25 protein-coding genes are annotated in these 20,797 nt (G+C 36.6%); 20 read left to right on the top strand and 5 right to left on the bottom strand.

Annotated elements, in window-relative coordinates:
- Positions 1-20: 20 nt before the first annotated feature.
- From ctaD to ctaG, 4 genes are all read left to right on the top strand, one after another.
- Complete coding sequence (ctaD, locus tag BAMA_RS02820; protein WP_034635817.1) at positions 21-1,883, top strand: cytochrome c oxidase subunit I; 1,863 nt, start codon at positions 21-23, stop codon at positions 1,881-1,883.
- A complete protein-coding gene (locus BAMA_RS02815; RefSeq protein WP_034635816.1) occupies positions 1,883-2,506 on the top strand; it encodes a cytochrome (ubi)quinol oxidase subunit III in 624 nt (207 codons plus the stop codon). The genes ctaD and BAMA_RS02815 overlap by 1 nt, the downstream gene beginning before the upstream one ends.
- A gap of 3 nt (positions 2,507-2,509) precedes the next feature.
- On the top strand, positions 2,510-2,848 hold the full coding sequence (gene ctaF / locus BAMA_RS02810; protein WP_034635815.1) for a cytochrome c oxidase subunit IVB: 339 nt from the start codon (positions 2,510-2,512) through the stop codon (positions 2,846-2,848).
- A 69-nt stretch (positions 2,849-2,917) separates the two neighbouring features.
- Positions 2,918-3,823, top strand: coding sequence for a cytochrome c oxidase assembly factor CtaG (gene ctaG / locus BAMA_RS02805; RefSeq protein ID WP_034636229.1), 906 nt, complete (start codon positions 2,918-2,920; stop codon positions 3,821-3,823).
- A 165-nt stretch (positions 3,824-3,988) separates the two neighbouring features.
- Here the strand turns inward: ctaG and BAMA_RS02800 are convergent, their stop codons facing one another.
- Positions 3,989-4,354 carry a YugN family protein gene (locus tag BAMA_RS02800; protein ID WP_034635814.1) on the bottom strand — a complete coding sequence of 122 codons (366 nt, stop codon included), beginning with the start codon at positions 4,352-4,354 and terminating at the stop codon, positions 3,989-3,991.
- Positions 4,355-4,566: 212 nt separating this feature from the next.
- Here BAMA_RS02800 and BAMA_RS02795 point away from each other — a divergent pair, with 212 nt between their 5' ends.
- The 6 genes from BAMA_RS02795 to BAMA_RS02770 all read left to right on the top strand — a co-directional run bounded on the left by BAMA_RS02795 (position 4,567) and on the right by BAMA_RS02770 (position 8,225).
- Positions 4,567-5,610 carry a CAP domain-containing protein gene (locus tag BAMA_RS02795; protein WP_034635813.1) on the top strand — a complete coding sequence of 348 codons (1,044 nt, stop codon included), beginning with the start codon at positions 4,567-4,569 and terminating at the stop codon, positions 5,608-5,610.
- 89 nt (positions 5,611-5,699) lie between these two features.
- Positions 5,700-6,113, top strand: coding sequence for a YlbD family protein (gene ylbD / locus BAMA_RS02790; RefSeq protein WP_034635812.1), 414 nt, complete (start codon positions 5,700-5,702; stop codon positions 6,111-6,113).
- Positions 6,114-6,125: 12 nt separating this feature from the next.
- The gene (locus tag BAMA_RS02785) at positions 6,126-6,371 is read left to right on the top strand and encodes a YlbE-like family protein (protein WP_034635811.1); all 246 of its coding nucleotides are present in this window, start codon (positions 6,126-6,128) and stop codon (positions 6,369-6,371) included.
- Positions 6,372-6,522: 151 nt separating this feature from the next.
- Positions 6,523-7,092: a histidine phosphatase family protein gene (locus BAMA_RS02780; protein WP_034635810.1), complete on the top strand. Its 570-nt coding sequence runs from the start codon at positions 6,523-6,525 to the stop codon at positions 7,090-7,092.
- 121 nt (positions 7,093-7,213) lie between these two features.
- Positions 7,214-7,666: a YlbF/YmcA family competence regulator gene (locus tag BAMA_RS02775; RefSeq protein ID WP_034635809.1), complete on the top strand. Its 453-nt coding sequence runs from the start codon at positions 7,214-7,216 to the stop codon at positions 7,664-7,666.
- Between the two features lie 283 nt (positions 7,667-7,949).
- Entirely contained in the window at positions 7,950-8,225 is a 276-nt protein-coding gene (locus tag BAMA_RS02770; RefSeq protein WP_034635808.1) for a YlbG family protein, read from the top strand.
- A 117-nt stretch (positions 8,226-8,342) separates the two neighbouring features.
- Here the strand turns inward: BAMA_RS02770 and BAMA_RS02765 are convergent, their stop codons facing one another.
- Complete coding sequence (locus tag BAMA_RS02765; protein WP_034635807.1) at positions 8,343-8,732, bottom strand: DUF7147 family protein; 390 nt, start codon at positions 8,730-8,732, stop codon at positions 8,343-8,345.
- 524 nt (positions 8,733-9,256) lie between these two features.
- Between BAMA_RS02765 and rsmD the strand changes: the two genes are divergently transcribed.
- Both rsmD and coaD read left to right on the top strand, forming a co-directional pair.
- Complete coding sequence (gene rsmD, locus BAMA_RS02760; RefSeq protein WP_034635806.1) at positions 9,257-9,823, top strand: 16S rRNA (guanine(966)-N(2))-methyltransferase RsmD; 567 nt, start codon at positions 9,257-9,259, stop codon at positions 9,821-9,823.
- Positions 9,820-10,311 carry a pantetheine-phosphate adenylyltransferase gene (gene coaD / locus BAMA_RS02755; protein ID WP_034635805.1) on the top strand — a complete coding sequence of 164 codons (492 nt, stop codon included), beginning with the start codon at positions 9,820-9,822 and terminating at the stop codon, positions 10,309-10,311. Before rsmD ends, coaD begins: the two co-directional genes overlap by 4 nt.
- Here the strand turns inward: coaD and ylbJ are convergent.
- Positions 10,303-11,535, bottom strand: a complete 1,233-nt coding sequence (gene ylbJ, locus BAMA_RS02750; RefSeq protein WP_034635804.1) for a sporulation integral membrane protein YlbJ — start codon at positions 11,533-11,535, stop codon at positions 10,303-10,305. The genes coaD and ylbJ overlap by 9 nt on opposite strands.
- A 106-nt stretch (positions 11,536-11,641) precedes the next feature.
- Here ylbJ and BAMA_RS02745 point away from each other — a divergent pair, with 106 nt between their 5' ends.
- Together BAMA_RS02745 and BAMA_RS02740 are read left to right on the top strand one after the other, a co-directional pair.
- On the top strand, positions 11,642-12,433 hold the full coding sequence (locus tag BAMA_RS02745) for a patatin-like phospholipase family protein (RefSeq protein WP_034635803.1): 792 nt from the start codon (positions 11,642-11,644) through the stop codon (positions 12,431-12,433).
- On the top strand, positions 12,426-13,439 hold the full coding sequence (locus tag BAMA_RS02740; protein WP_034635802.1) for a SepM family pheromone-processing serine protease: 1,014 nt from the start codon (positions 12,426-12,428) through the stop codon (positions 13,437-13,439). Before BAMA_RS02745 ends, BAMA_RS02740 begins: the two co-directional genes overlap by 8 nt.
- A 197-nt stretch (positions 13,440-13,636) precedes the next feature.
- Here BAMA_RS02740 and BAMA_RS02735 read toward each other — a convergent pair whose 3' ends face one another.
- Positions 13,637-14,881 carry a nucleotidyltransferase gene (locus BAMA_RS02735; RefSeq protein WP_084157853.1) on the bottom strand — a complete coding sequence of 415 codons (1,245 nt, stop codon included), beginning with the start codon at positions 14,879-14,881 and terminating at the stop codon, positions 13,637-13,639.
- Positions 14,882-15,034: 153 nt separating this feature from the next.
- Between BAMA_RS02735 and BAMA_RS02730 the strand changes: the two genes are divergently transcribed.
- The 3 genes from BAMA_RS02730 (at position 15,035) to BAMA_RS02720 (ending at position 16,397) form a co-directional block, all read left to right on the top strand.
- A complete protein-coding gene (locus BAMA_RS02730; RefSeq protein ID WP_034635800.1) occupies positions 15,035-15,535 on the top strand; it encodes a YceD family protein in 501 nt (166 codons plus the stop codon).
- Positions 15,536-15,596: 61 nt separating this feature from the next.
- Positions 15,597-15,770, top strand: coding sequence for a 50S ribosomal protein L32 (rpmF, locus tag BAMA_RS02725; protein ID WP_034635799.1), 174 nt, complete (start codon positions 15,597-15,599; stop codon positions 15,768-15,770).
- Positions 15,771-15,896: 126 nt separating this feature from the next.
- Positions 15,897-16,397: an RsfA family transcriptional regulator gene (locus BAMA_RS02720; protein ID WP_034635798.1), complete on the top strand. Its 501-nt coding sequence runs from the start codon at positions 15,897-15,899 to the stop codon at positions 16,395-16,397.
- Between the two features lie 18 nt (positions 16,398-16,415).
- Here BAMA_RS02720 and BAMA_RS02715 read toward each other — a convergent pair whose 3' ends face one another.
- Complete coding sequence (locus tag BAMA_RS02715; protein ID WP_034635797.1) at positions 16,416-16,886, bottom strand: N-acetyltransferase; 471 nt, start codon at positions 16,884-16,886, stop codon at positions 16,416-16,418.
- A gap of 167 nt (positions 16,887-17,053) precedes the next feature.
- Between BAMA_RS02715 and BAMA_RS02710 the strand changes: the two genes are divergently transcribed.
- From BAMA_RS02710 to rsmH, 3 genes are all read left to right on the top strand, one after another.
- Positions 17,054-17,935 (top strand): 2-dehydropantoate 2-reductase, encoded by an 882-nt coding sequence (locus BAMA_RS02710; RefSeq protein WP_034635796.1) that lies wholly within the window; start codon positions 17,054-17,056, stop codon positions 17,933-17,935.
- A 78-nt stretch (positions 17,936-18,013) separates the two neighbouring features.
- Positions 18,014-19,624: a bacillithiol biosynthesis cysteine-adding enzyme BshC gene (bshC, locus tag BAMA_RS02705; RefSeq protein ID WP_034635795.1), complete on the top strand. Its 1,611-nt coding sequence runs from the start codon at positions 18,014-18,016 to the stop codon at positions 19,622-19,624.
- Between the two features lie 229 nt (positions 19,625-19,853).
- Entirely contained in the window at positions 19,854-20,786 is a 933-nt protein-coding gene (gene rsmH, locus BAMA_RS02700) for a 16S rRNA (cytosine(1402)-N(4))-methyltransferase RsmH (RefSeq protein WP_034635794.1), read from the top strand.
- The last annotated feature ends 11 nt before the right edge of the window (positions 20,787-20,797 follow it).

The following is a 20,797-nucleotide window of genomic DNA, read 5'->3' as shown; positions in this document are numbered from 1 at the left end:
GCAAAGGGGAGGTTGAAAGCGTGAGTGCTGTAGCAAAGAAGCAGGGGATAGGTGCTGTTATATGGGACTATTTAACGACAGTCGATCATAAAAAGATTGCTATTCTCTATTTAATTGCAGGTGGAATATTCTTTATTATGGGCGGATTAGAAGCTTTGTTTATCCGTTATCAATTAGCGATTCCGAATAATGATTTTCTTGTTGGAGATGCATATAACCAAGTGTTAACGATGCATGGGACAACGATGATTTTCTTAGCGGCAATGCCACTTTTATTTGCGTTTATGAATGCTGCCGTACCACTTCAAATTGGTGCGCGTGACGTTGCATTTCCGTTTTTAAATTCACTTGGTTTTTGGCTGTTTTTCTTTGGTGGGGTATTTTTAAATGCAAGTTGGTTTTTAGGGGGAGCACCAGATGCAGGGTGGACATCATATGCATCTTTATCTCTTGCATCAGAAGGACACGGAATTGACTTTTACGTACTCGGTTTACAAATTTCGGGTATCGGAACATTAATAGGTGGAATTAACTTTCTTGCCACCATTATTAATATGCGTGCACCTGGTATGACATACATGAGAATGCCGATGTTTACATGGACAACTTTTGTGGCATCTGCGCTTATCTTATTCGCATTTCCACCTTTAACGGTTGGTTTAGCGTTATTGATGTTAGATCGCCTATTTGGAACAGGTTTTTTCGTACCAGCATTAGGTGGAAACACAATTATATGGGAACATTTATTTTGGATATTCGGTCACCCAGAAGTATACATCCTCATACTCCCAGCTTTCGGAATATTCTCAGAAATCTTTGCTACATTTTCTAAAAAACGTTTATTCGGCTACTCATCCCTGGTATTTGCAACAGTATTAATCGGATTTTTAGGATTCATGGTTTGGGCGCATCACATGTTTACGGTTGGACTTGGACCAGTAGCGAATGCTATCTTCTCTGTGGCTACAATGGCAATTGCTGTACCAACGGGGATTAAAATTTTTAACTGGTTATTTACAATGTGGGGCGGGAGCCTTCGCTTTACAACCCCAATGTTGTATGCGGTTGCTTTCATTCCATCGTTCGTTATGGGTGGGGTAACAGGTGTTATGTTAGCATCTGCTCCTGCGGATTATCAATTTCACGATAACTACTTTGTTGTTGCACATTTTCACTATGTAATTGTTGGTGGGGTTGTATTTGGATTACTGGCAGGTACTCACTACTATTGGCCAATTATGTTTAATAAAATATTAAATGAAACGCTTGGTAAAATTACGTTTTGGTTGTTCTTTATTGGTTTCCATTTAACGTTCTTTATTCAGCATTTCTTAGGTTTAATGGGGATGCCACGACGTTATTTCACGTATTTACCAGGACAAGGATTAGAACTTGGAAACTTAATTAGTTCTATCGGTGCAATATTTATGGCGCTAGGAACAATCGTTTTATTATATAACGTTGTAAAAACGGCTTTCTCAAGCGAACAAGCAGGACGTGATCCATGGGATGGGCGCACACTAGAATGGTCGATTCCAGCTCCGACGCCTGAGTATAATTTCAAACAATTACCATTTGTACGTGGATTAGATCCACTTTGGATTGAGAAACGTGAAGGTAAAACAGAAATTACACCAGCAGAACCGGTTGGGGATATCCATATGCCAAACGCTTCAATTTTACCATTTATAATTTCACTTGGTCTCTTTATTGCAGCATTTGGAGCAATGTATATGGAAGCAGGTAAAGACAAGTTATGGTTAGCAGTATGTATAATTGGTTTCATTATTACATTTGGAGCGATGTTCTTCCGCTCAATTATAGATGACCATGGGTACCATATCCATAAAGAAGATTTAGAGGATAAGGAGGTTAAGCTATAATGCATGCAGAGGAAAAATTAACAAATGAAACGTTTCCGGCAGATCCTGAGAAAGCGACATTAGAAGGGAAAAATAAGTTTATTGGCTTTTGGTTGTTTTTAGGGGGAGAAACCGTTCTTTTTGCTTCTTTATTTGGAACATACTTAGCATTGAAAAATTCAACAAATGGTGGTCCAACTTCACAAGAACTGTTTCAAATGCCGCTTGTTTTTCTTATGACAATGCTTTTATTAACAAGTAGTTTAACGAGTGTGTATGCAATGTATCATATGAAAAACTTTAATTTTAAGAAGATGCAACTTTGGTTAATTATTACTGTACTGCTTGGACTTGGATTTTTATGTTTTGAAATTTACGAGTTTATTCATTATACGCATGAGTTTAAACATACGATGCAAAGTAGTGCTTTTGGTTCTGCGTTTTATGCGCTTGTTGGAACACATGGGCTACACGTATTGTTTGGACTATTATGGATTACAACCCTAATCATCCGAAATGCAAAGCGTGGCTTGAATCTATACAATGCACCAAAATTTTACGTTGCAGCGATTTATTGGCATTTCATTGATGTAGTTTGGGTGTTTATTTTCACTGTAGTATATTTAATGGGAATGGTGGGATAAACAATGGCAGTAAAAGAAACAAATACAGGTAGTCCAAAGGTTGATTTAGCATACCGTAGAAAAAAGAGTGTGGAAGAAATGAAGCATCAAGTGATAACATTTGCATTAATGATTTTTCTAACAGCTGTTGCATTTTTAGCTGTTGCTTATCCGAAAACGTTTAGCCCTCTTTTTTCTGTACCATTTATTTTACTTTTAGCAGCTGTACAAGTTATTTTTCAATTGTACTATTTTATGCACATGAATCATAAAGGTCATGAGGTGCCAGCGTTCTTTTTATATTCAGGGTTACTAGTAGGGTTAATTACAATTTTAACGTTTATGACGATTGTATGGATTTAAGGGGGAGAGGGATTGAGGTTGTTATCAATCCCTCTTTTCACTATGACAGTAAAAGGTGGGTGTAGTGAAGTGAGCAACTTATGGATCTTTGGATTTGAGGCACTATGGAGTCCGGTATTTTTACTGTTTATGTTGGCGGTGTTTATTGGATATTTTGTGATTATTGGGCCGTATCGAAAGAATTTTTCAAACAGTGAAAAGGTAAGTAAAAAACAAATACTGTGCTTTACAATGGGGATTGTTCTTCTTTATTTTGTAAAGGGCGGACCGATAGATTTACTTGGACATATTATTTTTAGTGCACATATGTTTGAAATGGCAGTGATGTATATTGCGGTGCCACCATTGTTATTACTTGGTTTGCCTGCTTGGTTATTGCAGTATGTTACGTCGTTTCGCTTTGTGAAAGTAATCTTATATATATTTGCAAAGCCATTAATTGCATTATTTCTTTTTAATGGCCTTTTCTCCCTATATCATTTACCGATTGTATTTGATACAGTGAAACAAAGTCAGATTGGTCATCCTCTTGTGCTAAGTATACTGTTTTTTACGTCAATTATGTTGTGGTGGCCAATGTTAAATCCACTTCCGCAGTACCAAACATTAAGTGATATAAAGAAAATTGGCTATATGTTTGCCAATGGTGTGTTATTAACACCAGCGTGTGCACTTATCATATTTGCTAGTGCACCATTATTTAAAACATATACAGACCCAAGTGCATGGATGAATGCGATGGAGCTTTGTGTGCCAGCTGGAACATTAGCGGATTTAAATATTACAGGCCCAGACTTTCTACATTGGATGTCTGTATTACATGATCAGCAAACAGGTGGAATTATTATGAAGGTCGTTCAAGAGATTGTATATGGCTTAATTATAGGATATGTGTTTTTTAACTGGGCCCGGAAAGAACGGAAAAGAGATGCGGAGCAGTTACATAAACTCCCACCTCACTTACAGGCAAAATAAAAAAGGTGTACAAAAGTTTTTGTACACCTTTTTTTATTTGCTAAAGCCCGATTGGTTCAACTAACAATCAATGGGGGATGGAGAAAACCCTACTGATTGAAGCTTCACTTTATGTATGCATGATATCATTTGAGGTTTTTCTTAAGGAAGAAATAAAATATAATTTTACTCAGTAATTGCTAATTCTTCTAGCTCTTTCTCAATATTTTGTAGCAGTTGTTCGCTTTTTTGAAGAACGTTTGTTGGGAAAGTCTCATCCGCACCATATTCAACACCATGAGGATAGTAATGTTTACCAAGAAGAGGTGCTAGTAGTTTGACTTCTGCGTGACTTCCACCTATATCTCCTTTTACAGCAACTCCGCGAATACGTAAATAATACACATGTTGTAACACTTCAAATTTGTAGTCATATGTAACGCGTTCATAATCCCATTGTCCTGCTAATACGAATCGATGTTCTTCCATAACTGCAGTTAAGCGATTGAAATCAACAACAATGTTTTCGATTTTTGTATTTGTGAATTTCATTGTATATCCTCCTTAGTTCAATATAAAAGTCTTTGTTTTTATAATAGTACGAATAATAAGAAATCGCAATTCATATAAAGAGGTAAAGTGATAATATCTGCTTTTATAAAAGAAATATGATATAGTGGACGTAGTGTAGTACACACAAAATAATAAGGAAGAGTTTTGTTTGTGCATACCTCAATTTTATGTTTGTTTAGGAGGTATATTGATTGAAGACAGTACTTCGTGTTATATGCATTACAATTTTAATTTTAATCATTCATTTATACGGGAAATTACTCGTTTCTGAATATATATCACAACCATCAAATTCGAAAAAAGAAAGTCAGTTGATAAAACAAAAAAGCGGACAGAAAAACGAAAATATAACAGAAAATATTTCATATCTTATCGGCAGTGAAGCAGAAAGTTTGTTAGCAAAATGGGGAGAGCCGGTAAGAATTGAGCCATCAGCTTATGGATATGAATGGTGGGTATACAATAACGAAGATGCTGCTCAATATGTACAATTTGGGATTGAAAACCATAAAGTTGTTACGGCATATGTGGCTGGTGAAGAAGTAGATATAGCGCCGTTAAAAATTGGCTCAACGTATGATGCCATTTACAAACAAATCCCATTTTCGAATGAAGTATCACTTGAGATAGGAAGAGGTAGCTACCAATTTGAATTATCGCAAGATGAGTTAGCAGAGCAACCGTTGATTCCTGTGGAAGAAGATATATGGGCACAGTTATACTTTGATCGTTTTACACAAGAACTTGTCGGTGTGAGGTATATGGATAGTGTTACGCTCGTGAAGCAGAGACCGTATCAACTTGTATACTCGGGAGAGCTGTTAGACCAAGCTAATGTGTCAGAAGAACAAATGAAATTAATTGAGCAAGGAAATGCGCAGCAAATTTTAGATCTTACAAATGTTATTCGTACACGTCATCAATTATCTCTTCTTGAATGGGATCAACAAACAGCTGAAGTGGCATATGGCCATAGTGAAGATATGCAAAAGAACGAATATTTTTCTCATGATTCTCCGAAGTTTGGAGCATTAGGTGATCGATTACAACGAGGAGAGGTAGCGTTTCAGTTGGCGGGAGAAAATATTGCGGCGCAGCATACAGATGGTATTGCAGCTGTGCAAGGTTGGTTGAACAGTGAAGGACACCGTGAAAACTTGTTAAACGAAGAGTTTACCAATTTAGGTGTGGGGGTACGTGACAAGTATTATACGCAAAATTTTATTCGAAAATAAAAGCACATAGTTCGCCTAAAAATGGGCGAACCATGTGCTTTTTTTTTCTTACAATATAGCGAGAGGTTATATTCGGCGAGGTGAGTAAAATGACAACAATGAAAGGAGAATTACATCCTTCCGTTCAAAAATTCAAGGTATTTGTGAATCGTCATCCGAAATTGGTTCATGATGTTCGGGAGGGAAAGAAAACGTGGCAGCAATTTTATGAAGAATGGTATTTATTGGGTGAAGATGATGAAATATGGAAACGATATAGAGTAGATAATGAGGAGAATTCTCGTATACAAGAGGAACAAAAGAAAGAGAAGTCTGAAGACTTTATGGGACAGATGGTATCTTTTTTTAAGAATTTAGATGTAGAACAAGTGCAACAACATATAACAAATGTTACAAGTGCAATTGGGAGTGTTCAACAGGTAATACAGCAATTTCAAGGGAACCGGACAACCGAGAAAAAAGAGAAGTCTGAGAACAATCCGTTCTTTTTTCAAAAGGACTAGGAGGAGAAAGGGATGCGAGCAGAAATTCTGGAGTATATACGTGCAGATGAAGATTTAGAACGGTATATTCGTGAACAACCATATTGGTATCGAAAATTATCTCGTAATCCGGATGATAAGGAAGCGTTTGAATTAGCGGCAATGCAATATTTAAAGAAGACGATTCCGGATAAAGTTACAAAATTTCAAAATCAGTTATCGGTTGCTTCTTTAATGATAGACATGTTTCAATATATGCGGCAGCAAAATGGAAGCTAAAAGTAAAGAGTTGTTTTTATGAGTGAAAGAAGTATGTTTGTATATGCGTAGCAGCCATTTTGTCGTCCAAATAATATAATGATTTCTATGTGTCCGTCATGTAGAACTTTTGTTACAATAGAAATGGATCAAAGACAGAAGGAGCTACAACATGACGGAAATTTGTTTAGTACGACATGGACAAACTGATTGGAATTTTCAAGAAATTATTCAAGGGCGTGAAGATATTCCTTTGAATGAGGTTGGAAAAAGACAAGCAAATCAAAGCGCTGAAGCACTACAAAATGAAGAATGGGATGTAATTGTAAGCAGCCCTTTAGTTAGAGCTCATGAAACTGCGAAAGCAATTGCGCATAAGATAGGGGTTGACACAATACATCTTGATGAACGTTTCGTGGAAAGAAACTTTGGAGTAGCATCGGGAAAACCTGTTGTTGAAGTAAGAGAGGCGATTTCAGCTGGTGATGTGGAAGGGATGGAAACGGATGAAGAGCTTGTAGAACGCTGTTTTTTAGCGCTTCAAGATATTGCAGAGCGTAATGTTGGTAAACGAGTGATTATTGTCGCACATTCGCACGCGATTAAAGCGATGTTACATGCAATCTCACCAGAAGAAATTACATTTAAAACACCGCTGAAAAATGCGTGTATGAATTATGTGAAAAACATAGATGGAACGTGGAATGTGTTACGTTATAATGTAGCTGAACACATTTGTTAATAGACAAATTTTTAATTCGTGGGCGTTTTAGCGTTCACGAATTATTTTATTATGGGATCGTATATAGGGATTAGTAGTTCTTTTATAAATGTGGTATGATGAATACTCGGAGGTGTCTCTCATGATCGTAGCGACGCTAGAGAGCGTAATGATGTTAGAAAAAGCAGAACAACTTGCGAAGGCAGTTGTTTGTTCAGATATAGCCGAACAGTACCGAGAGTGTTATAAAGTACTGAAGCAAGATGAAGAAGTACAAGCATTAATTCAACAGTTTACAGCGATGAAGGAGCGTTATGATGAAGTGCAACGCTTTGGAAAATATCATCCGGACTTTACTTTTGTTACAAAGCAAATGCGAGAGCTGAAGCGATCTGTAGATTTACATGAAAAAATTGCGGCTTTTAAAAAGGCTGAAAATGATTTGCAAAAGTTGCTAGATGAAATTAGTGTAATTGTAGGATCAGAAGTCTCTCCTTCTATTAAGGTTCCAACAGGAAATCCATTCTTTGATGCAGGTGGCTGTGGAGGTGGCTGTGGTACAGGAGGCGGCTGTGGCTGTAAGAAAACGGGGTGATTGACCCCGTTTTTTAAAGAGAAAGAAAACGGATACAAAAAACTATGTTGCGTGATACAATCAGTTATATAGATGTAGTTCTGTTTATCCCACTATTTGCGGGCTGTAAGATTCCCGTCTCAAAACTTAGAGGATTCAGAGAAGTTTAGGTGGGAGATAAACAGCCCGTAAAAGCCCGATTGGTTCACCTAACAATCAGTGGGGGATGGAGAACCCCCGCTGATTGAAGTTTCACTTTATTTTGTAATGTAAAAAGATATAAAAGGAGAAGAAGGAGAAGATTATGTTTGGGCAGCGACAAAGCATGATTGTTTATTTACATTCGTTAAAACATGCTAAAACTTTAAGGAAGTATGGGAATATTCATTACATATCAAAGCGATTGAAATATGTGGTTGTATATTGTGATATGGAACAAATGGAACATATGTTGCAAAAAATGAATAAATTACCGTTTGTGAAGAAAGTAGAACCATCTTACCGTCCGTTTTTAAAAACAGAGTTTGAAAATTCAAGACCAGATCGTGCAAAAGAATATGATTATAATAAAGTAGATTAAAAAACCACCGCGTGCGGTGGTTTTTTGTATGTATATAAAAAATAGTATGTAAAGTCTATTGTTGTTACAAGTAACAAGGATTAAATCGGCAAGGTTTCATGCTATATAGTTACTTCGTTATTGCATTGGTGGAATGAAGTGGTTCATACGTAAAATGCCGATTAAATGATTAAAATATAGCTCGTTTTCTGGGAAAGTTGAAGATGGTTTTACTGTAAAAGAAACAACCTTTTTTCCAAGTTGTTCAGCAGTTTCCTCAAATAAGGCAATACGTTTACTTTTTTTGTTTTCTAATACAGGAATGCCTTCTCGGCAAATATATAACGGTTGAAAGTTTCCGGTTTCAGTTGGTTTTAAAACAACAACAAGGGAACAAACAGTTTTCTCTTGCTTAACTGTATTAAATTGTAGCATATGTGTTACGCGATGTTTATTTGCTTTTGCAATTTCGACTAATTCGTATAAATCGGAGTATCCTTCTCCTAGTTCGATAAAACGTTGAATCATATTTATGCCTCCTCTTTCTTTTACTGTATCATTTCATATTCAAAATGAAAAGAAGACAAAGAAAAAAACCCTGCAAAAGCAGGGCCCTTCTTACACTAGTAACATGTACTAGCAAGAAGGCAAAGGGAGAGGAGAAACCGGAGGAAGAACTTATGGGGAAACGTAAGTCTTCTCCGCGGTTGGCAACAACATCTAAGGTGATGTTGTTATCCTTATTTATGTCCAATCTCTTTGAAGATATACATTGCATAATTAATTTTTATTGTTTGCTTTTTATTTTGCTTTCTATCTTTTTATGATAGGATAAAAAAGATAAAGTGAAAGTTCAATCAGTCGGGATTTTATCCCCCATTGATTCTCAGCTCGCAAATAGCGAGACAAATATACATAAGGCTAACATATGGTAGTCTCTTCGCTATTTATACATATACTATTAAGCCGATTGAGAATTTGAGAACGGTTCATTCATAAAGGAATGTAAAGATAGCCGTTTTATCATAATGAAATAAAGGTAGTGACAAAAGATGAGAGTAGTTTCTGGGAAGTGTAAAGGACATCCGTTAAAAGCGGTGCCGGGCAATACAACTCGTCCAACGACAGATAAAGTAAAAGAGGCGATTTTTAATATAATTGGTCCTTATTTTGAAGGTGGATTAGCCCTCGACTTATTTGGTGGTAGTGGCGGTCTTGGTATTGAGGCTCTTAGCCGAGGGATAGATAAAGCGATTTTTGTTGATCGTGACGGGAAAGCAGTGAAAATTATCCGTCAAAATCTAGAAACTTGTAGGTTAGCGGAACAGGCAGAAGTATATCGAAATGATGCAGAACGTGCGATTAAGGCGCTTATTAAGCGTGAAGTATCATTTGATTTGGTGTTGCTAGATCCGCCTTATAAAGATCAAAAGATTATTTCTTTAATTAGTGCGATTGAACAGCATGGGCTTTTACATGAGAGTGGTACCATTATGGCAGAACATGAGGTGGAAGTCACTTTACCTGAAATGATTGGGACACTTGTAAAAGTGAGAGAAGAAGACTATGGAATTACGGCAATTTCAATCTATAAGTATGAAGGTGGGGGAACTGAATGACAAGCATAGCGATTTCTTCCGGAAGTTTCGATCCGATTACGCTTGGACATTTAGATATTATTAAAAGGGGCGCAAAAGTTTTTGATGAAGTATATGTAGTGGTGTTAAATAATTCATCAAAAAAGCCATTGTTTTCAGTAGAAGAGCGTTTATCGTTAATTGAAGAAGCGACAAAAGATATTCCAAATGTGAAGGTGGATTCTCATAGTGGTTTGTTAGTAGATTATGCACGAATGCGCAAGGCTAACGTCATTTTACGTGGTTTACGCGCTGTATCTGATTTTGAATATGAGATGCAAATTACATCAATGAACCGTAAATTAGAAGAAAATATCGAGACATTTTTTATGATGACAAATAATCAATACTCCTTTTTGAGCTCTAGTATTGTAAAGGAAGTAGCACGCTATGGAGGTAGCGTCTCTGGGCTTGTACCACCTGTTGTAGAGCGAGCGTTAAAGGAGAAATTTCCAACCCCGTTACGATGAACGGGGTTTTTTCTTATTTATAAGGCGAAATAGTAATAACGATACATATACATATAAAAAGAAAAGTGTAAAAAGTGGACCGTATGTAGTAAGTATGTCCCAGCCTTTTGTAATAGAAGTTGTCTCTTTCGAGAAAAAGACGGGGATATCGTATGATTTTGGAGAAAATGAATGTAACTTTTCATACAATGGTTGCCATAATAAGTACGTATAAAGTGGGGCGAGTGTACTTTGAATGATGCGAGCAATAAAGTACGGTTGGAAACGAATATCTGTTTCAGCTAAAATACTAGCAACTTGTGCCTGAATGGAAAGGCCGCTAAATGCTAAAATGAAGCTAGTTACAATTGCTTGCTGTAAAAGGGAAGTGTGTTCAATTTGACTAATTCGTTGACTGCCTAATGTTACTTCGAAAATACCTGATAAAAGTGGTGAACTAAAATAAGGTGAAAAGTTAAGGGTTTTTAAGAACTGCTCTGTTACGAATGTAAATAGTGTAGTGACATGAAATGTAGTAAGCATTTTATTAAGAACAGAGAACAAAATAATAAAGCCACCAATCATTAACAATGTTTGAATAGATGAAATAATAGCATCCCCAATTAATTTGCCAATGGGTCTCTTTTCTTGTAGGCGTGTTTTATGTAATGTTTGAAAAGCATGTGTGATCGAAAACCTATGGTTGGTTTGCTTTTTGTCTTTATTGTCTGTACTGCTTCCGTGGAATCTCATAATAAGACCAACTGTAAAGTTACTTAAATAGTGGGCAGTAGCTAAAATAACACCTAACTTTGGGTTATTAAAAAATCCGATAGAAACTGCCCCGAAAATAAATAGTGGATTAGAAGAATTAGTGAACGATACAAGTCGTTCAGCTTCAATTTTTGTAAGTTGTTTTGTTTGTCGTAAACGTGCACTTAATTTTGCGCCAGCTGGGAATCCAGAGGCCATTCCCATTGCCCAAACGAACCCTCCGATGCCAGGAACGCGAAATAAAGGGCGCATAAGCGGTTCTAGAAGTATACCAATAAAAGCAACAACACCAAGGTTTATTAATAGCTCAGAGACGATAAAAAAAGGTAGAAGTGAAGGGAAAACGACTTCCCACCATATATGTAAGCCGCGAACTGAAGCTTCTAAGGCAGCTCGGGGGTGTAGAATAAGTGAGATGGTTAGAAATATGATGCATATGGTAAGAAAGAGTGTTTTCCATTTTTCGTACATTTTATAGCCCCCTTTGTCCAAAATGTTCATTTCAGTATACGAGGATATGTAGTGAATTTAGACCATAAGTATGAAAAGAATATAAAAAAATTGAGGGGTGGGATATGTGAAAACACCAAAGATTGGCTTAGCGTTAGGGTCCGGTGGTGCAAAGGGGTTCGCGCATGTGGGGGTTATTAAGGCATTAAGAGAAGCGAATATTCCGATTCATATGATTGCGGGGAGTAGTATGGGGGCTCTTGTTGGTACATTTTATGCAGCTGGATGTAATGTAGAGAGGTTATATCGTTTAGCAGCTGTATTTAAACGAAAATATTATTTGGATTTTACGATACCTAAAATGGGATTTATTGCTGGAAAACGTATAAAAGATATGATTAAAATGTTTACATATAACAGGAATTTAGAAGAATTAGATATACCAGTAGCGGTAGTTGCAACAGATATTTTAAATGGGGAAAAAGTTGTATTTACTGATGGCTCGATTGCAGATGCCGTTCGTGCTAGTATATCTATACCAGGTATATTTGTTCCAGAAAAGGTAAATGGTCGGTTACTAGTTGATGGTGGGGTGATTGACCGTATTCCGGTGTCAGTTGTAAAAGAAATGGGAGCGGATATTGTTATAGCTGTTGATGTATCTCCGATTAAGGTGAACGGGGAGGTTACATCTATTTATGATGTAATCATGCAAAGTATTGAAATTATGCAGCATGAACTTGTTGTAAATAGGCAAATTGCTTCAGATCTTATGATGCGTCCTGCTGTGGAACAATTTAGCTCACGTGCTTTTACAAACATTGACGAGATTATTGCGGTTGGAGAGAATGAGGCGAAAAATCACATTCAGAAAATTTATATGTTGATTGAACAATGGAAGGAGAAAGAGAATGTTTAAACGATTTCGATTTATGTATGCGCTTTTAATTGGGGTTATACTTGCAATGGTTTTGGTGTATGTTCCCCTTCCGTATTATATTACAAAACCAGGGATGGCAGAGGAATTAAAGCCTTACGTCAAAGTTGAAGGCGGATATGAAGAAAAAGGAGATTTTATGCTTGTGACAGTTTCGATGGGACGAGCAAATATTGTGAATTTCTTGTCTGCTCAGTTTAATGAGTATCACGAAGTTTTTAAGGATGAGGAAATTTTACAACAAGGAGAAAGTGACGAAGAATATCAGTTCCGTCAAGTGTATGCGATGGAACATTCTCAAAATGTAGCTATTTATAATGCTTATAAAAGAGCAAATAAGCCTGTTTCATTTGAAAATCAAGGTGTATTAGTAGCTGGGATTGCTGATGGTATGCCGGCTGACGGGAAGTTAGAACTTGGAGATCGTATTGTTGCGGTTGATAATCAATCTTTTCAAAACGCAGAAGAATTTATCTCATATTTGAAGGGCAAGCAAGAAGGTGATACTGTCAAAATTCAGTACATAAGAGATAAAAAACAAAGCGAAGTCAATTTACCCTTAAAACAAATTCCGCAAGATAAAAGTAGGGCTGGTATTGGAGTCTCTATTTTGACAGATAAGAAGCTCGTAGTAAGTCCTAAAATAAAAATTGATGCACATAACATTGGTGGACCATCAGCCGGTCTTATGTTTACGTTAGAAATTTATAATCAACTACTTGAAGGGGATATAACAAAAGGGCATGAAATTGCAGGTACAGGGACGATTAATGAAAAAGGAGAAGTTGGTCCAATCGGTGGAATCTCACAAAAGGTAGTTGCTGCTCATGATGCGGGCGCGGAAGTATTTTTTGCACCAAATGAAAAGGGTGCGGAAAAGTCTAACTACAAAGAAGCAGCAAGAACGGCAGAAAGTCTTGGCACGAAGATGAAAATTGTTCCTGTTGACACACTGGATGACGCCTTAAATTATTTAGAAAAAATGTAATGGGAAAGCATCCTTTCTTTTATCCCGCTATTTGCGGGCTGTAAGACTCCCGCCTCAAAACGTGAGGCAAGCGAAGAAGTTTAGGTGGGGGATAAACAGCTCGTAAATACTCGATTGGTAGGGCTAACACTCAGTGGGAGATGGAGAAAACCCCACTGAGTGAAGTTTCACTTTATGAGAGAGGATGCTTTTGTTTACTATAAAAAATTTTGTGTCTTTTCGTCATAACGAATGGGATGACGAGTAATATCTTGTTTCATTTGTTCACCGAGAAGTGGTTCTTTTAAAATGGAAAAATAAATATCGCTAGCTTTTTGATCAATTTTAAACATAGGATGTTGAAATGTCTTCCCATGGGTGAGAAGCGGTATAGGTAGCTGTTTTTTAATATGTGATATGTATGTCTGTCCCTTTTGAGACATGCCTAGTAAGCGTATGTACGGTGCGAGCTTTTCGACTTCAGCACGAAGCATATCTTCTTTAGTTGTATTTGTTAAAATGTGTGTGCATACTCGCTGTAACCTCGTCCATGTATAACGCTTTGTTTTGAGCGCTTCCATAAATGACGAAAATGATGATGTCTCTCTTATAAGGGATAAAATACGGTGTTCTAATCCTTCTTCAACTTCATATATGTTCTTTAATTCTAGTGGTGACATTGTCATTAATCTATATTTAAAAAATGGGAAATATCGTTCCCAATTGTGCAATAAGCCGTATGTATGAATGTATTTCTCAAGTAGTTGTTTTGTCATTTTTGGAACAAACGGAATAATTGCTTCAAATGAATGTTCATCACCGCTAAATAATTTTTTGCGAATACTTGTTGCACTTGCGATTTTTTCGTCATAAAATATTTCGTCATGATAGTGAGCGGCAAAGCGTTTAATCGTTTGCGCTTTCATCGTATTATTTTGAGCGTAAATCGCTTCTGTATAATGCAATCCCAATATGTTATTAGGTTGTGTAATATCAATTGTATTTGTGGTGTTTTGTAAATGTGAAAACGCTTCAGAGTTTGCTTTTGCATAACTTATACCTGTTTTCATATATTGCTGCACGAGTGTATCTAATTTGCTTTTTTTCTGTTGGCGAATAGAAACGGTATCATGGAATTCTTGTATATTTCCGCTTTCACTGCCAAAACAAACTTCTGAAACATTTAGTGCATTTAAAATGGAAATAGCACCATTTGCGAATGTTTCCGCTCTTTGTGTTGCGTAAGCATAGGGAAGCTCTACAACAATGTCAACGCCACCACATAGGGCCATTTTTGCTCTCGCCCATTTAGATATAAGTGCTGGCTCCCCTCTTTGTAAAAATGGGCCGCTCATAACAGCAATTAAAACATCACTGTCTGTTAACTTTTTTGATTGTTGCACATGATAAGCATGACCATTATGAAATGGGTTATATTCTACAATAATACCGCTAGCTTTTATAATAATCGCTCCTTTCGCTATAGCATCTTTTTTTAAAACGTGGTAATCTATATATTGTTTCCTATAATGATTTCATTATAGTGTAAAGAAAAAATATTGACAAATATACAATGGCTAGCTATAATTTTGTTTGTTGCCTTGAGGTGATATGATATGAAATGGTCCATCCATCAATTAAATAAAAGCCGACATAAAGGATTAACATTGGATGAGATGGTAGATGTAAGTGAACTAAAAGAAATCGAAAAAGATATTCGTGATATTCCGCCAGTTCATGTAACAGGTAGAGTTGATTTTGGTTCTAACAAGTTTACGTTCCATCTACATATAATTGGGAGTATGGTATTACCTTGTTCTCGCTCGTTAGTAGATGTGACATTACCATTTGACATTAAAACAACTGAGGTGTTCTTAGTTTCAAAAGAAGAGTTTGAAACTGAATCAGAAATTCACTACTTACAAGGAGAAGTACTTGACTTACTCCCTGTAATTAAGGAAAATATACTATTGGAGATTCCAATGCAAATTTTCAGTGAGGATGTTTCAGGCGGAGCACCGTCGCAAGGTCAAGACTGGCAAGTGATTTCGGAGAAAAGCGAAGAAGAGTCTGTTGATCCAAGGTTAGCAGGACTTGCGAAGTTTTTTGACAAATAATCGGAAGACCGGTTAAGGCCTTCGTATGAAAATAACTCTCTCTTTTAAGGAGGTGGGAAGAATGGCTGTACCTTTTAGAAGAACTTCTAAAACAGTAAAAAGAAAGCGTCGCACGCATTTCAAATTATCAGTACCTGGTATGGTAGAGTGCCCAAGCTGTGGTGACATGAAATTAGCTCACCGTGTATGTAAAGCATGCGGTACTTACAAAGGTAAAGAAGTAATCAGCAAGTAATTGCAAAAAATAAACGCAGAATATATTCTGCGTTTATTTTTTTTGTCATTTTCTTTTTCAGTTATGATTCTATCTTTTCTAGTACCGGCATATGTTTAATAAAAATGCATAAGGAGGACTAGGAAGATGGCGACAACGAGACAAGATGCATGGACAGATGATGAAGATGTGCTTCTAGCAGATGTAGTACTCCGGCATATTCGTGATGGAGGAACACAGCTTTCTGCTTTTAAAGAAGTAGGGAGAAGTTTATCGCGTACACCGGCTGCATGTGGATTTCGTTGGAATTCTTATGTGCGTAAACAATATAAAGATCAAATTGAGAAAGCGAAAGAAATAAGAAAAGCGGGCCATCGCGAATCTAAGGAGCAAAAAAAGAGAGAGCTATCTCCATTGGTTGTAACATTTGAGGATGTTATCTCTTTTCTAGAGAAATATAGAGAAGAGAAAGGGTCAAAAGAGTTATATCAAAAAGTTGAAAAGCTCCAAAAGGAAAAAGAGGATTTGCAGCAACGTTTATCTGTTTATGAAGAAGAGTATAGAACATTATTTGATTATATTGATCGCAAAAGAAATGTTGTTGTATCGGAAGTGGATAAAAGGAATGAAGAAATAAAAAACAGCTGAATGCAGCTGTTTTTTATTTTATGCAGATTCGCTATTTGTAACCGTATTCAAATTTTCTTTTGGGTGCCAAACATAAAAGTCACCATCTTCAGTTGAGATATTTTTGAAATCAAGTTTTTCCCAAAATTGTGCAGATTGGATGCGGGCAATCGTTTTAATAGGAAACTGTAATTGTTTTGCGAAATGCACAAGTGTTTTGCCAAATTGTTGATTTTGAAAAGCGGGCAATACTTCAAGTTTGAACAGTTCTATATACGGTTCTTGGAATAGCGTATGTTCGTTTGGTTTTTTCATATACAAACTCATACGTGCAATAAGAGAACCACCGTAATAAATACCATAGAATGGAGACTCGCTATCGTTTTCGATAATGTTTGCCTCTAAGTCCTCTAGCATAGAAAGTTCCTGGTCACCATATCTGGTGAACTTTTTGAATTCTTCTAATGTTTTATAGTTGATGAGCAAACGCTCAACTTTTGGAGAATGCATATCATTCACATCCTTTATTTAAGATGAAATACAGAAAAATGTAAAAATTCTCACTACTATTATAACGCATTTTGTTATCTTTATGAATAAAAGAAAGCATTCTTTCGGTATTTTTTTATTATTTTTGTTACACTATTCGATATATAGTATCGTGACAGGGGGATTTTATGAAAGTAGGAGTAGTTGGCCCGGGAGCAATTGGTCTTCTTTTTTCGTTTTATTTAAAGCGGTGTGGGATAGAGGTTACTTTGTATACAAAAGATGAAAACCAGGCAACCGTTCTTAGAAAATCAGGTGTGACATGTGTTTGTAACGGAAAAAGAGAGACGGTATTTTTGAATGTTCTCCCTATTGAGTCTATAGTAGACAGAGATGAGCGGTATATATTTATTGCGGTAAAACAATATCATTTGCAATCTGTTTTGCCGTGGATAGGAAAAGAAAAGCATCTCATTTTTCTGCAAAATGGAATGGGGCATCTTCAATATTTAAAAAGTATGAAGATGGAGAGTGTTGCAGTTGGTATAGTAGAACACGGTGCGAAAAAAGAGTGTGATGGTGTTGTAGAGCACACGGGGAGTGGTGTGACAAAATTTGGTGTTGTTACAGGTGATACATCCACGTTTGAGTCAATATTGTATAGTTTCGATGCAAAGGAATTTCCGGTTATATTGGAACAGGATTGGCACGGAACGATGATAAAAAAGCTTGTTGTAAATACTTGTATTAACCCATTAACGGCTTTGTTGAAAGTTTCAAATGGTGAATTAATAACAAATTCATCTTATAATGTCATGATGAAACAGATCTTTGATGAGGTGACCTATGTTTTAGGAGAGACACATAAAGATGAACTGTGGAAGTTTGTTTGTGCTGTATGTGAACGGACAGCGCGCAACACATCTTCTATGCTAGCGGATGTGCAGCATAATCGCAAAACAGAAATAGATGCAATTGTTGGATATATTATAGAGCAAGCAGAAGAGCAGCGAAAAGAAGTGCCGACGCTTATGATGTTATATCATTTTATAAAAGCTTTAGAAATGTAAGTGATATGTTTTGCTTTTATGATAAACATTGACTACAATTTTGTTGGTGAGAGGTCAAGAGAAGAAAGGAAGAATATGATGGAGATAAAGGCAATCTCTGTTCCTTTGCAAGGGATTGTGGGGGACTATGTAAAAGGAGAAGTACAGGAGTACTTTGATTATCCACTTACAGAAGAAGGATTTACAGAGCGTTTGCATGATTTGCGTAATAGACACTATGCAAGAGAAGAATTGGTGTCGCATTTACTAAAATACAATGAAAAGCTCAATGTTGGAGAAGCGACGATAAACAACATTCAAGCGCTATTAGAAAATGATACATATGTTGTCGTAGGGGGACAGCAAGCGGGCATATTGACAGGACCGCTGTATACGATCCATAAAATGGTATCGATTATACAGCTTGCTAAGGAAAAAGAAAAGTCATTGGGTGTTCGCATTGTTCCTGTTTTTTGGATTGCGGGAGAAGATCATGACCTCGATGAAATTAATCATGTGTTCGTTTCAAAAAATAATAAAATCAAGAAAACAATTTTATATAATGCAGAGAAAAAGAAAATGAGCGCGTCAGAAATGAAGTTATCTAAAGAAGAGTGTAAGAGGTGGATAGAGGAGATTTTTAAAACATATCCGGAAACGAACTATACAAACGAAGTGTTACAGTTTGTAGAAGAGAGTTTACTTCGCTCGCGCACATACGTGGACTTTTTTGCGAACCTAGTTGCCAAATTATTTAAAGATACGGGTTTGATTTTTGTTGACGCACATCACCCGGAGCTTCGTAAACTGGAGATTTCTTATTTTGAGCAAATGTTAACATGTTATAAAGAAGTACAACAAGGGCTTGAAAATCAACAGCGTATTGTAAAAGGGAGAGGTTATAAACCGCTGATTGAGACGAAGGAAAGTGCAATTCATTTATTTATGCAACTAGAGGATGAGCGCGTTTTATTAGAAGAAAGTAATGGCCGCTTTATTGGAAAAAATGGGTTGTACTCTTTTTCATTTGAAGAATTGATGGAACAAGTTCGCCAATATCCAGAACGCTTTAGTAATAATGTTGTGACAAGGCCGCTTATGCAAGAAAGTGTTTTCCCGACATTAGCATTTGTTGGTGGACCAGGTGAAATTGCGTATTGGAGTGAGTTACAACAGGTGTTTCACGTGCTAAGTATGAAAATGCCGCCGGTTGTTCCGCGTACTACGATTAGTTACATGGAGAGGCATATTGAAGCTGATATGCGCGAATTAGGCATTGATGAAAGTGAATTATTTATACAGAAGGTAGATGCAATACGTGAGAAATGGATAGCCGAAAATGTTAAAGAATCGATTGAACAACCTTTCGCAGAAGCTACGGAACGTATAAAAGATATTCATGATGAGTTGCAAGAGCTTGTTAATAAAATAAATCCAAGTTTGCAGCAGTTTGCAAAGAAAAATGAGCAAAAAGTTTTAGGGCAGCTCCAGTTATTAGAGCGCACATTACAGGTTGATATTGAGAAAAAATATGAAGTGCAATTAGAAAAGTTCCGCCGAATTGAGTACGCACTTCAACCACAAGGAGCCCCGCAAGAACGTGTATGGAATATTTTTTATTATTTAAATCGTTACGGATTGGATTTTGTATCTGAATTATTACAACATACGTTTTCTTCAGATGGCCAGCATTATATTGTAAAACTTTAAAATCCTGCTCTTGAGAGCAGGATTTTATTTTTATAATGTGGAATTACCTGTAAAATACTTATGTTTCCTCAATTAGGTAAGTGTATAGGAAGATTTTTTGGAAAAACAGAACAAATTGTTATATTTTTCGACATGTTTTTGCCTAAATTACTGCAAATGATGATAAAATGTAGTATATAATAAAGAGATAAGTCAAGGGATTTATAATTGCAAAAAAGTAGGTGCAGCAATGTTTAAACACGTAACAGTTCTTTTGAAAGAAACAGTAGATGGTTTAGCGATAAAACCAAATGGTACATATGTAGATTGTACGCTAGGAGGTGGCGGACATAGTGCCTATTTATTATCGCAGCTTTCAGAGGAAGGCAGGTTGATTGCATTTGATCAAGATGATATCGCGATTGCAAATGCAAAAGAAAAATTTGCTTCTTATGGTGAGCGATTTACAGTGATAAAAAGTAACTTCCGTTATTTGAAAGAAAAATTAAACGAAATAGGGATTTACGAAGTGGACGGTATTTTATTTGATTTAGGAGTATCTTCTCCGCAATTAGATACAGCAGAACGAGGATTTAGCTATCATCAAGACGCGCCACTAGACATGAGAATGGATCAAAGTGCACCGTTGACAGCTTATGATGTTGTTAACGATTGGCCATATGAGAAATTGGTGAGAATTTTCTTCCAATATGGTGAGGAGAAGTTTTCGAAGCAAATTGCTAGAAAAATTGAAGCGTATCGTGAAACAAAAGCGATTGAAACGACAGGAGAACTAGTCGAATTGATTAAAGAAGGGATTCCAGCTCCAGCACGTAGAACAGGTGGACATCCAGCAAAGCGAGTATTCCAAGCAATTCGAATTGCGGTAAATGATGAACTGAGAGTATTTGAAGACGCGTTAGAGTCGGCAATTGAAATAACAAAGCCAGGTGGCAGAATTAGTGTTATAACATTCCACTCTTTAGAAGATCGCATCTGTAAAACGATATTTAAACAACATAGTACAACACCAGATCTTCCGCCAGGATTACCAATTATCCCGGATGAATATAAACCAAAGTTAAAGCTAATTACAAGAAAGCCGATACTTCCATCTGATGTGGAAGTAGAAGAGAACAAACGAGCGCGTTCTTCTAAGTTACGAATTGCTGAAAAATTATAGAAGGGGAGAGA

The sequence above is a fragment of the Bacillus manliponensis genome (assembly GCF_000712595.1).
GTDB classification, from domain to species: Bacteria; Bacillota; Bacilli; order Bacillales; family Bacillaceae_G; genus Bacillus_A; species Bacillus_A manliponensis.
Note: the sequence above shows the minus strand (reverse complement) of the source record. Positions and strands in the feature narration are given on the sequence as shown.